Here is a 12,867-nt window from a genome sequence, read left to right on the forward strand (position 1 = left end):
AAGCCTGAAACCCGTAGGGCGCGAGCGCCGCGCCCTACGAACAAGGTAGAGCTTAGCTACTTGCCAAGGAAGGGCTTAAGGGCGTCTCGGTAGGAGCGGGAGGCTGTGAGTTTTGTACCGGTCGAGAGGACGAGAGTGTGTTCGCCGTGAAAAAGTGGATGGATCTCACGTATTCTGTTTATGGACACGATCGAAGATCGTGAAATGCGGAGAAACTTTTTTGGATCGAGCTGGGCTTCGAGAGCGCTGAGTGTTTCGCGCATGAGATGGGTGGCGTTTTCGGCGTGAATCTCGACGTAGTTGTTAGCGGCGGAGATATAGTTGATCGCGTCGACGGGAAGAAGCAGGATCTTGCCTTCCGACTTGATGGGGAGTCTATCTACGGAAACGGGAGGTGCCGGATTGTAGGTGGAAATGAGGGATGCGAGCTGCTTCTGTAGGTCTGCGGAATCGCGGGACTGGTGGGCTCCGATCGCTTTCTCTAGGGCAGTGACGAAGCGGGATCGGTCGAACGGTTTGAGAAGATAGTCTATGGCGTGCAGGTCGAAAGCCTTGAGCGCGAATTCGTCGTATGCGGTAACGAAAATGATAATGGGCAGGGGGAGATCCGAGTCTTGGAGGCGTGTCGCGACCTCGATTCCGGTGAGCTCGGGCATTTGGATGTCGAGGAAGACGAGATCCGGCTTGTGCTCGGCAATCTTCTCCAACGCGCTCGCTCCGTCCGAGGCTTCGTCTGCCACGGTCACGCGACCATCCGCTTCGATGAGCGAGCGGAGGCGGCTACGGGCGAGGGATTCGTCGTCGATAATGAGGCAACGCATGCGGGTGTGAGGGGGTTAAGTTTGACGGGCGGGTAGGCTCAGTATGGCCGTGGTGCCGGGGGATTCGGTATTGTTGGAAATCGAGAACGACTGTTGGTCTCCGTAGAGCTCCGCGAGACGGGCGCTGGTATTGGAAAGACCGATACCCCGTTTGATTTGCTCTGGCAAGCCACCACCGTTGTCGGAAACGGTGATGCGAAGCGTTCCGGAGATCAGTTCGGAAGTTATGAGCAAGGTGCCAGGTCTGGCGTGTGGAGCGATGCCGTGACGTAGGGAGTTCTCAACTACGGGTTGCAGGATGAGAGATGGAACTTTGCAGTCCCGTGTTTCGGGAGCGATGCGGGTCTCGATGGTGAGTCGGTCGCCGAAGCGAACGCGCTCGATGTCGAGGTAGCGTTCGAGGATAGCGAGCTCTTGCGTTAGGGAGATGGTTTGGGCTCCGTCTGTTTTAAGCGTGAGGCGTAGCAGCTCGGAAAGGCGGGCGAGCATGGAGTCCGCCGCATCGACGTCGCTGTGCATGAGAGCCGAGATGCTATGCATGGCGTTGAAGAGAAAGTGCGGATTGAGCTGAGTCTGCAGGGCTTGAAGGCGAGCTTCGGAGAGGCTTCTTTCCAGCTCAAGGGTGGCGAGCTCGCGTTCGTGGTACTTTCGGTAATAGTCGAATGCTTGGGCGACTGAGAGGATGACCCAGTACACGATGAAGTTGAAAAGGTAGGTCTTGAATAGGAGCGGTTCGGCGACTTGAGGAAAGGATGCGTAGTCTCCGATTAGCCAAGTCTGGGCTTGAGCGACCAAGGCGCGAATGAAGGCGTAGGCGAGAGCGATGAGAATGCTGGCGATGAGGTGGACCAGCATGTGCCGTGACCAACGAAGGCGTTCGATTGGGACGCGGTGGGCGAGTCGAAGCACGATGAGGGAAAGCAAGGCCCACACGTACCAATCGGCCAGGGAGTAGGATATCGCTTGGCCCCATGATACCGGTCTCCCGGAAAGAGAGCTGGAAAGGTAGAACTGGCTGGCGAATGAGAGTCCGACTGCGGTCCAGAGCAGGAACAGCAAAACGAAGGACTTCGTGCCACCTCGGCTGGATGGGGATTTCGAATCGGTCTCGGAGGTGGCCACGGGGTCAAGGAAAACACTCGCAATGGGTGATTGGCTAGCCTTTTTATGAGGTCGACTGGAATGCGTTTGTGATGGAAAAACAGGTACAGAAATCGGGGTCCTCGCAAGAGGGCGGCCCATCGCTGCCGCTGCTTTGCTTCACCTTGTTGGGCTCTATCGTTTTAGTGGTTTCGTGCTTTTGGCTATTTTCGTCCGGACTTTTGTCCGAGCGCCCACCTGAACTCGAATTTCAAGAGGTGACGCAGGCCGCTGGAATTGATTTCGTGCACAATAATGGGGCGAGTTCGGATGACCTGTTGCCAGAGTCGATGGGAAGCGGCGTAGCTTTTTTCGACTGCGATCGGGATGGTGACCAAGACTTGCTTTTCGTGAATTCGACCTACTGGCCATGGGAGGGAAAGAACTTTGAAAGGGATACGACGTTGGCTTTGTATATAAACGATGGGTACGGTTCGTTTAGGGACGGGACGAAAGAATTTGGTTTGGCAGTGTCGCTCTATGGGATGGGGGTCGCAGTGGGTGACTACGACAACGACGGTTGGGTTGACGTATTCGTTACGGCGGTGGGGGAAAATCGTCTTTTTCGAAATATTGGTGGAAAGCAGTTTACGGATGTCAGCACTTCGGCCGGCGTCTCGGGCATAGCAAACGATTGGAGCTCGAGCGCGGCTTGGGTAGACTTTGACCGTGATGGTTTGCTTGATCTCTTCGTTTGCAATTACGTGCGGTGGCCCAGGGAGTTGGGTATCGAAATGTCGTTCAAGCTCGCGGGAATTGGGCATGGATATGGACCGCAGGTAAACTTCACCGGGACCTTCCCTTACTTGTATCTAAATAATGGGGATGGAACCTTTCGGGAGGTGGCTCGCGATAATGGCTTCGAGCTGATCGACCCTGATACAGGATTTCCGCTCGCTCGCTCGCTCGCGGTGGCTCCGGTTGACGTTGATAATGATGGTTGGCTGGATCTGGTGATCGCGAATCACGATCGCGAGAACTTCCTTTTTCGAAACGTAAAGGATGGCCGTTTCGAGGAGGCGAGCGGGAGTTTGGAGGCTTTGGGCGCGAACAGTCAGTCGATGGGTATCGATGCGGTCCGCTTGGAGAACGAAGGATTGCTGGGCGAAGGGGTCGGCAGCTTTGCCAACGAGTTTTCGAAGTACTACCAGAGTCTGGGTGACGAGTTGATCTTCTCAGAAGGGATTGGGGCTGAAGACAACGAGGCCGCCTTGCAGCGCTTCGGAATGTTTTTCTTCGATTGCGATCTAGACGGTCGGCTCGACATGCTGGCGGTAAATGGCTACCTCGAGCGCAGGATCAACCAGCTCGAAGAAGGCAGGGACTTTCGCAGATCTGCCCAATTGTTTTGGAATGGCGGGGCGAGGATGGAGCGACGCTTCGTACCGATTGCGGAGGAGGCGGGGAACAGGGACTTGTTTCAGCCGGTAGTGGGCAGGGGGGCCGCCTTCGCTGATTTCAATGGAGATGGAGCTCTCGATTTCGTGATAACGCAAAACGGGGGGCGGCCGCTGCTCCTGCAGAGTCGTAGCGGCGGCGAGAACAATTGGGTACGTATACAACTTGTGGGTACTGAGAGCAACCGGGACGCTATTGGAGCTGAAGTAGAGTTAAGAATCGGGAATCGCTCGCTCAGCAGAAGGGTGATGCCGACTCGGAGTTATCTTTCGCAATCGGAGTCGCTGCTGACTTTTGGTTTGGGTAAGGCCTGGAAGGTGCGCGAGGCGATCGTCAGGTGGCCGAATGGCTTGGTGGAGCGGTTTGAAACAATCCCTCTACGGGAACTCGTTGTGCTGGTGGAAGGCCAAGGAGTCGCTCCTGGTCGGGAGGAGTTGGCAGCTCGCGCTCCAAGGTGAGACAGAACTGGCGAAGGGTAAGGAGAATGAACCTGCATCTATTCCCAGAACGAAAAAGGCTTAGCGCCTGAGGCGCTAAGCCATGGAAAGTGGTGCGGGTAGACGGAATCGAACCGACGCAACCAGTTTGGAAGACACTTTTGGGCTTTCATAAGTGTCTCAATTGGAGAGACCTAACGTTTACTATGACACCAGTTTGACACTTGGAGGTCAAACCGGAATTTCGGAATAAACCGCTGTTCGGCATAGTACTTACTCGAAATCTTTTCCTCATTTCCGCAATGAGCTGAAGATATCGTCAAATAGGTTACTATTTTTAGCCTCTGGAAGCTATTCGGAGCTGTTTGGCGATTGAGACCATGTTTAGGGGATTGCGATTAGCTATTATTATTTAGCTTAGGGTGTCTAGGCTAGTTTCTGTGTACAGCTACTGTGGATACACTCGCTAAAAAAACATAAACGCATGGTGTAGAGTGAATTCTTCATTGCCAGATGAGTAATTCGCGGCCTCCTTACCTAGCTCTTTCTGTGCCTAAAACAACTTCGAGCTGAGCGAATGAACAATCTCACATGCATGAACGGGACTTTGTCTCGGACTGGTCAACCTACACAAACTGACGAGGCAAATCGCACGTTTGCATCCAAAATAGGGACAAGTATCCTTGCGACATCACTCATGGCGTTTGCTGCCATGGTTTCGCCTACGGCGGTACTGGCTCAAGGCGAGGCGGAGTCCGTATCTGCTGGAGATATCGTTTCTCCTCAGGCTGTGGTTGCTGCTGCCCTTAAGGATAACCTTTCGCTGCAAGCAAAGCGTTTAGACATCACAATCAACGAAAGTCAGCTAGTGGTTTCTAAGGGAGCGTTCACGCCTGTCTTTTCTGCGTCCGCAAGGTACGACAGTTCGAATCGCGCTCTGAACCAGCGAGAATTCCTTGGAGTGGGGCAAGCCGCCCGCATATTCGACGAAGAAACTGCGACCTATCAAGCTGGTATCGGCGGGCGCTTGTCATTGGGTACCCAATACGAAATCTCCACCAGTGCAACCTACATCGACAATACGTACAATCGCCGTGCCTCTTCGCTCTACGGCCCGGAGCATCAATCTGTCGCGGCGTTGACCGTTACCCAACCACTGGCCCGAGGATTCGGCGCGAATGCTAACCTGGCTGAGGTCCGCCTGCAATATTCCGCTATCAACACGGCGACGTACGAAACGCGTGCCACCCTCAACCAAATGGTTGGCCAGGTGCTGAACGCGATTTTCGAAAGCGAATTCGCCCAGGAGAACATTCGTGTGAAGAAGGACTCCCAAGTGTTGGCGAATACGCTTCTTAAAGAGAACCAACGTCGAGTGGATGAAGGAATGATGTCGCCGATCGACGTTTCCCAAGCTCAGGTGCGAGTCGCGGAAACGGGTGAAGAAGTGCTCGGTGCGGAGACATTCTACTCGACGCGTTTGAACACGCTGAGGGAATTGACCGGTGGAACGATGCCATTCGGGGAAAAGGAATTTTCTGTATCCGATGCGGAAGGGCTGCTTTCGATTCCACTACTTAATCGCGATACGCTTGCGAACGAAATGCTGGAAAATAGCCCGATCTATCAAGCTGCACTCGAAGCGGCGGAAGCGGAAGACGTTCGCGTAAAGTACGCGAAGAACCTCGCGTACCCGCAGGTAGACTTGAAGTTGTCGCTTGGATACAATGGCCTAGGAGGCAATTTCGAAAACGCTTATGATGATTTCGGGAATCGTGATGATCCGGATTGGGGGTTCGGCCTCGTCTTCTCGATTCCGCTCGAACGCAAGGCGGACAAGGCCCGTGCTGCGGTCGCTGAGCAACGCAAAATGCAGGCCCTTTACGAAATCAAGAGCACCGAGATTCAATTGATGACTGCTCTCGATAATGCGATCGACAGCGTCCAGTCGGCTCAGGATCGACGGGCTTTGATCGACGATGCGGTGCGCTTCGCTGAAGAGGCATTTTCGGCCGAGCAACGCCGTCTCGAATCCGGCATGACCACCAGCTACAATGTGCTCAATCAGCAACGCGAGCTGAGCTTTGTGCGGACGCGTGCCTTGGCCGCTGAGGTGGATATCCAAAAAGCGGTGACGCAACTTTACTTAGTGCTCGGCGTGCTTCCAGAGGAGCTTGGTTTCAACGTGACCATCGAAGGAGAAGGAAGCTGATCATGCAAGGCTCGGTTCTTTCTACATTCGCGGTTTGCGCAATCATCTCGTTGGCGACGGAGCAAGGCGTTTCCGCAAAGCAGTACGACGGGCTTGCGTTGCCATTTCGTGAGGTGACGGTTTCCAGTCCGGTCCAAGGCCAGATTATCGAGCAAGGCGCGAGCGAAGGCGACGAAGTGAAGGAAGGCGATCTTCTAACACGGTTGTTTTCGCGCGTCGAGGAGCTACAGATGGATCGAGCTAAGGCTGCTCGCGAGAAGAAGGAATTTGAATACAAAGGAACGCAAAACCTCTTTCGCGATAAACTTATCAGTGAAGATGAGATGCTTGATCGTAAGATCGAGTTGGACCTCGCGAGTCTTGAGTACGAGATCGCCCGCGAGCAGTTCGAGCTTCGCAGAATCAAGGCGCCAATAAGCGGTATCGTCGTGGAGCGTCATGCGGAAGTTGGCGAAATGGTTACGCCAAACGAGTCCGTCTACATCGTTGTCGATATCGAGAAGCTATACATTCAGTTCTACGCGAAGGCGGAAGACCTCGGCTCGCTCGAAGTCGGCGCTGCGGCGGACGTGGTCTTCCCGGATTTGGATACAGAAAGAAGCTTCACCGGCAAGATCGACTTTGTTGATCCCCGAGTCGATGCAGCGAGCGGTCTGATGCGCGTCCGCGTGCTAATCGATAACCCAGACCATGTAGTGAAAGCAGGACTACGAGCGAAGATCGCACTCGAAGGTTAATCGTAGAGACCGAACGCCATGGACCAACCGATCTCTCAACTTTCGCTTTCTTCCGAGTCTCGCCGCAAGCTGGAACATTGCCGATTTTTCGAAGGGCCACCCGACGAATTTTGGACATTGTTCTGTGAAGTTGCGGCGGAGATAGCGGGTGCCAGCCGCAGCCGTGCTCTCGTTCGTTTTGGAGAGCAGTGGCGTGCCCTTGGGGCGTGGCCAGCAGGCGCTCAAACCGCTAGTCGCACGTCGGAGCGCCAGTTTAATCAATTATCGCAGAGCGCGTTCACCGAAGGCTTCGGGCAAATCAGTCTCGGGGGTCTGAAGCGTTTAGTCTTTGCTCGGCTCGAGACTGAGGACGGCCCGTCGAATAGTTTGCTCGAACTCGAGTTAACGGTCGGCAGCGAAGGCAGCTTAGCAGCTTGCTTGTGCGCGATGTCTTTCTTGGCGGATACGCCGCGGCTCTATCTTAAGCAGTTGCGTCAGCGCCAGCTCGAGGACGAAATGGCACGTACGGGCCGAGCGCTCGAGGTCTTGGCTGCGGTGAATGCTCAGCGACGTTTCAGCTCCGCGACCATGGCGCTCGTCAACGAAGCGGCGAATCGTTTCGAAGCGACCCGCGTGACCTTTGGTTGGGTTGAGTCTCCGTACGTCAAAGCGGTTGCGATGAGTGGCACTGAAAAGTTTGAGCGCGCCAAGCAAAGCGTGCAGCGCTTGGAGGCCGCGATGGAGGAAGCTCGCGATCAAGAGGACGAGATTTTTTGGCCACCGTTGCCTGAGAGCGACGTCATCGCTCGCGACCACGAAAGCTACGGGCATGAACAGCACCTAAAAGGATTGCTCTCCACGCCGCTGCGCGTGGACGGTGAGACTTGCGGAGTGCTTTTACTCGAGCGCGAAGCCGCGACCTTTTCGGAAGAAGATGCCTTGGGACTTCGTGTTATTGGCGACCAGACGGCCCGTTACCTAAATGATCTTAAGCAGCGTGATCGCTGGTTTGGAGCTCGCTGGGCACGCGGTTGGAGAAAAGGCTTATCGAAGCTTGTGGGTCCGAAGCACACTTGGATGAAGGTAGCCGCTTTGACTGGAATGATCCTTCTGATAGTGAGCTTGACGGTACCGATCGCCTACAATGTAGACGGCACGTTTATCGTTCGTCCGGAGCGGTCTGCTCATTTGCCTGCTCCATTTGAAGGCTACTTGGCTGAAGTGAACGTCAGGCCCGGCGACGAGGTTAATGCGGGGGATCCATTGGTCGAATTCGACCGCGGCGATCTTCGCGTGCAAGAGGCTGACGCTCTCGCTGAAATTCAACGTTACCAGACGGAAGCCGAACGAGCGGAAGCGGAATCAAAGCCTGCAGACTTGCGGGTGGCGAAAGCGATGGCTGAGCAGGCGCGGGCTCGCTTGGCGTTGGTCCGCTTTCGTCTAGACCGCGCATCGATTCGCTCGCCGTTTGATGGGGTGGTGATTGCTGGAGACTTACGCGACCGGATCGGCGCGCCGATGGAGCAGGGCGCGGTGCTGATGCAAGTGGCTAAGCTCGAGGGACTGTTCGTCGAGATCAAGCTGCCCGAACGGGACATCGATTTGCTTTCCGACAAGCGGATTGGCGAACTCGCCTTTGCCAGCCGTCCAGATGAGCGATTCCCAATCGAAATCGAGCGTATCGAGCCAGGTGCCGTGCCAGAAAGCGAAGGAAACTTTTTCATCATCCGTGCTCGTCTGATGGAAGACGCTGAGTGGCTGCGTCCCGGCATGAGCGGCGTCGTAAAGCTCGACGGCGGCGAGCGCACGCTCGCCTGGTGGGCGACGCATCGCTTGGTCGATTTCCTGAGAATGAAGCTTTGGTGGTAATCCGCGATGTCGACTGAGCGTAATCTATTTAGCGATACCTGGCACCGCGTAGCAAAGCAACGGATACGGCTTCGTCCCTCCGTGAAAGTGCGCAAGCAGTACTTCCGCGGTGAGACCTGGTACATCGCCCACGACTCGTATGGCGACCAGTATTTCCGGTTTCGTCCCGAGGCGTGGGACTTCATCGGCCGCCTCGATGGCGCGCGGACCGTTGACGACATTTGGAAGAACTGTCTCGACCGAAATCAGGATCGAGCTCCCGGACAGGGGGAAGTCGTGCAGATGCTTTCGCAGCTCTACGCGGCGAATTTGGTGATCTCCGATGCTCCAGCGGACGTAAAGCAGCTCTTTGAGCGGATGAAGAAGCGCAAAGCCCGCGAATGGAAAGCCCGTTTGATCGGTATTTTCTATCTGCGACTAAAGCTCTGGGATCCCGACGGTTTTCTTGAGCGAACCCTACCGTTTGTGAAGCCGCTACTCAACAAGGTCGGTGCCGCGTTTTGGTTGATCTTAACCGGTTTGAGCCTGAGCGTCGTCGTCTCGAATTGGGAGCGGTTGAGCGATTCCAGTACCGGGGTTCTGGATCCGGCGAACTTACCGCTACTCTACCTGGCGTTCGCCCTGGCGAAGGTGGTGCACGAGTTCGGGCATGGGTTTGCGGTGAAACGCTTGGGCGGGGAGGTGCATGCCATGGGTATCACTTTGCTGGTTTTTACGCCTGTGCCGTACGTCGATGCGACGGCTGCCTGGGCCTTTCGCGAGCGTTGGAAACGCGTGTGGGTGGGAGCTGCCGGTATGATCGTGGAAATCGCCTTAGCGGCTATCGCTTCTTTTGTTTGGGCAGCGACGGGTCCAGGGCTGATCAACGCCTTGGCCTACAACCTCATGGTTGTCGCATCGGTTTCGACACTGCTCTTTAATATAAATCCGCTGCTGCGATTCGACGGCTATTATATATTGTCCGATTTGACCGACTCGCCGAATTTGCAGCCACGAGCCACCCGCATGCTCAAGCATCTGGTCGAACGCTATCCGTTCGGCGGCCGTTTTTCGCAAAGTCCTGCAAGAGGGAATGCGGAGGCGACTTGGCTCAGCTTGTTTGGGGTCGCGAGCTGGATCTACCGCGTATTCATCACCTTTTCGATTATCATTTTCGTGGCGGATAAGTTTTTCGGTCTCGGTCTACTTTCGGCAATCATAACGGTCGCCGGCATGTTCGTTTGGCCGCTTATCCAGGGAATCCGCTATCTCGTTGCCGAGCCCCGCATCGAACGCGTTCGGAGTCGCGCGGGGTGGGTGACTGCGGGTGTATTGGCGATTTTGGTCTTATTGATCGGAATCATTCCCACTCCACGGCATTTTCGGGCACAGGGCGTTTTGAAGGCGGAAAATTCCAGCTTTGTAATCTCGAGAGCGAGCGGCTTTGTCGTTTCGTCGCGTTCCGAAGCAGAAAGTGTGAAGGCGGGGGATGTGGTCGCTCGATTGGAAAGTCCCGAGCTGGAGCTCGCGATCGAGTCCATCGAGTCTGAACTCGAGCAAGTCGCCGCCCAAGAGCGGCGAGCCATGTACGAAGACCCAGCTGCGCTTGCTATGCTTGCGGAGCGTCGCTCTGTCGCGGAAAAACGACTACAAGAACTGCAAACGGAAAAAGCAGGTTTGCAGATCGTTGCCCGAGTCGATGGCAAGTGGATGTCGCCTGACCAACTCGACATGACAGGACGCTGGTTCCCTCGAGGAACGAACTTCGGCGAACTCGTGCCCGAGGGAGATTGGGAATTTCAGGCCGTTATCTCGCAAGACGATGCCGATGCGGTGGTTGATTTATCCAGCCGGGCGGGCGAAATCCGTTTTCCCGGCAGTGCGGGCCGAGTGCTCATACCTTCGGAAATCCGCGTGATTCCCGGCAAGCAGGAGCTGTTGCCTAGCGCGGCCCTTGGTTGGTCCGGCGGAGGGCATATAGAAGTGAAATACGACGACGAGTCCGGCCTCCGCGCTGCGGAACCGTTTTTTCTCGTGGTCGCAAAAGTCCCCGCCGCCGATCGCCAGCTTTGGCATGGTCGCACCGGCGTAGCTCGATTTGAACTTTCTCCCGAGCCGTTGCTTTGGCAATGGTCGCGTGACCTGCGTCAGTTGCTGCAACGCCGTTTTCAGCTATAGTAGTGGAGATGGTGCATTCAGCTAGTACGCCCTTGGGCGACGCTCGTAGGACGGAGGTGACGCCGCCTCCGGAAATTCCGAAAGGTCTGGATGCTGTGGTTTATGGTTGGGAGGGAAGTTGGCGTTCCCGCAAAAAGGAGAGCCGCGAGCTTTGGCGAATCGCCCAACGCGTGCACGCCGAAGCAGAAAAATTGCAGGAGCTGCAAAGCCACGATCTCGATGCGCTCCGCGACGCAGCGCGAGCGAAAGTGCGAAGGCTCGGCGGCGAACGTTGGACGGAAGTCCAAGAAGAGATCATGCCGGTGATCGTCGAGAAGGCGCGGCGCGTAACGAGCTTAGCCGCTTATCCCACGCAAATAATGGGAGCGCTCGCGATTGGCCGTCGCAAGCTTGCCGAGATGGCGACCGGCGAAGGGAAGACTTTGACCATCGCCCTCGCGGCAGTCGGCGCCGGATGGACGGGCCGTCCTTGTCATATCATTACAGCGAATGACTACCTCGCCGAGCGCGACGCGGAGACACTAAGCGTTTTTTATAAGTCATGCGGACTGACGGTCTCGTCGATAACCGCTCCACTTGATGCCAATGAGCGTCGCGAGCGCTACGATGCCGCAATCGTATACTGCACCGGCAAGGAAATCGTCGCCGATTTTTTGCGCGACCGGATTTTACTCGGGTCCAATTCCGATGCGGAACGTCGAGCGGTCTCTCATTTGATTCGCGGACAAATACGTCCGGCGGGAAATGTCTTGCGCGGGATCCACACTGCGATCGTTGACGAGGCCGACAACCAATTGATCGACGAAGCGGTAACGCCGCTGATTATCAGCCAAAAGCAGGAAAACGAAGTGTTGCGCGAGGCCTCGCAGGCGGCCGAACGGTTAGCGGCGAGTTTATTGCCCGGCGAACATTACGAAGTCATTGAACGTTTTCGGGAAACGCGACTGCTCGAATCAGGACGCGAAGTGATCGCCAATTGGTGTTCTGAGCAAAGTGGATTTCTCGCTGCGACGGACTGGGTGAGCGAATTGGCGAACCAAGCCTTGCAAGCGCGGCATTTCTTCCTGCGCGACAAGCAATACGTAATCATGGACGGCAAGGTCGTGATTGTGGATGAGTTTACCGGACGCTTGATGCCTGGAAGAAGCTGGCGTCTGGGTTTGCACCAAGCAGTCGAGGCGAAGGAGGAGCTCGAGCTATCCGCGCCTTCCGAGACGATTGCGCGGCTGAGTTTTCAGCGTTTTTATCGCTACTTTCGTCACCTTGGCGGAATCACGGGAACGGGTCGCGAGGCGCGAAGCGAATGTTGGCGAGTTTACGGATTACCGTTTATCGAGGTGCCGCGTTATCGTCCGAATTGCCGCAAGGATTTGCCCGCAAGTTTCTACGCGAACGACGATGCGAAATGGCAGGCCATCGTGGACGAAATCGTAGCGGTGCATGCTGAAAACCGACCGGTGCTGGTCGGCACGCGAAGTGTTTCGGCGAGTGAGCGGCTGGCTCGTATGCTGGAGCAGCGAGGATTGCTTTTTTCGGTTCTCAACGCGGTTCGCCATGAAGAGGAGGCGAGGATCATCAGCGACGCGGGTTCAGCGAAATCGATTACCATCGCCACCAACATGGCTGGTCGCGGAACGGACATTCGCATCAGTCCCGGATTGGCCGAGCGCGGGGGACTGCATGTCATTTTGACCGAGGCACATGAATCCGGACGCGTCGATCGCCAGCTTTGCGGTCGAGCAGGGCGGCAAGGCGACAAGGGAAGCTCGCGGCTCTTCGCCAGCCTAGATGATGAACTGCCGCAACGCCGAAGCCAGAAATGGGTTCTGCGCATTATGCGAGGCGCCGTCCGAGCGAAGCTGCCCGGTAGTCGCTTTTTGACAAAATTAGTCTTCAAGCGAGCGCAGCAAAATGCCGAAAAGCAAGCTGAACGGCAACGACGACTCGTAGCTCAACAAGATGCAGAAATCAGCAAGAATTTGCTAGGTGGAACCCTCGAGCGTTTGTAAACGAATTTTAAAAAGCGTGAATTTTACAATTACTCCAGCCTTTTGCATTGAGAATGTTATCTTGCTCGCTCTCCTAATCCACCAGTTCACCACCGCTAATATTGGGCG

General features: G+C 55.6%; 8 protein-coding genes. 6 read left to right on the plus strand and 2 right to left on the minus strand.

What is annotated here, in order from left to right:
- Positions 1-56: 56 nt before the first annotated feature.
- Entirely contained in the window at positions 57-821 is a 765-nt protein-coding gene (locus tag QEH53_RS12990; RefSeq protein WP_309023635.1) for a LytTR family DNA-binding domain-containing protein, read from the minus strand.
- Between the two features lie 15 nt (positions 822-836).
- On the minus strand, positions 837-1,943 hold the full coding sequence (locus tag QEH53_RS12995) for a histidine kinase (protein ID WP_309023636.1): 1,107 nt from the start codon (positions 1,941-1,943) through the stop codon (positions 837-839).
- A 71-nt stretch (positions 1,944-2,014) separates the two neighbouring features.
- Between QEH53_RS12995 and QEH53_RS13000 the strand changes: the two genes are divergently transcribed.
- The 6 genes from QEH53_RS13000 to QEH53_RS13025 all read left to right on the plus strand — a co-directional run bounded on the left by QEH53_RS13000 (position 2,015) and on the right by QEH53_RS13025 (position 12,759).
- Positions 2,015-3,817 (plus strand): CRTAC1 family protein, encoded by a 1,803-nt coding sequence (locus QEH53_RS13000; protein ID WP_309023637.1) that lies wholly within the window; start codon positions 2,015-2,017, stop codon positions 3,815-3,817.
- Between the two features lie 556 nt (positions 3,818-4,373).
- The gene (locus QEH53_RS13005) at positions 4,374-6,008 is read left to right on the plus strand and encodes a TolC family protein (protein WP_309023638.1); all 1,635 of its coding nucleotides are present in this window, start codon (positions 4,374-4,376) and stop codon (positions 6,006-6,008) included.
- A 2-nt stretch (positions 6,009-6,010) separates the two neighbouring features.
- The gene (locus tag QEH53_RS13010) at positions 6,011-6,745 is read left to right on the plus strand and encodes an efflux RND transporter periplasmic adaptor subunit (RefSeq protein ID WP_309023639.1); all 735 of its coding nucleotides are present in this window, start codon (positions 6,011-6,013) and stop codon (positions 6,743-6,745) included.
- An 18-nt stretch (positions 6,746-6,763) separates the two neighbouring features.
- On the plus strand, positions 6,764-8,593 hold the full coding sequence (locus QEH53_RS13015; RefSeq protein WP_309023640.1) for an efflux RND transporter periplasmic adaptor subunit: 1,830 nt from the start codon (positions 6,764-6,766) through the stop codon (positions 8,591-8,593).
- A 6-nt stretch (positions 8,594-8,599) separates the two neighbouring features.
- The gene (locus tag QEH53_RS13020) at positions 8,600-10,750 is read left to right on the plus strand and encodes a hypothetical protein (protein ID WP_309023641.1); all 2,151 of its coding nucleotides are present in this window, start codon (positions 8,600-8,602) and stop codon (positions 10,748-10,750) included.
- Positions 10,751-10,758: 8 nt separating this feature from the next.
- Complete coding sequence (locus QEH53_RS13025; protein ID WP_309023642.1) at positions 10,759-12,759, plus strand: prepilin peptidase; 2,001 nt, start codon at positions 10,759-10,761, stop codon at positions 12,757-12,759.
- Positions 12,760-12,867 lie beyond the last annotated feature (108 nt).

Source organism: Pelagicoccus sp. SDUM812002 (assembly GCF_031127835.1).
Classification (GTDB): Bacteria; Verrucomicrobiota; Verrucomicrobiia; order Opitutales; family Opitutaceae; genus Pelagicoccus.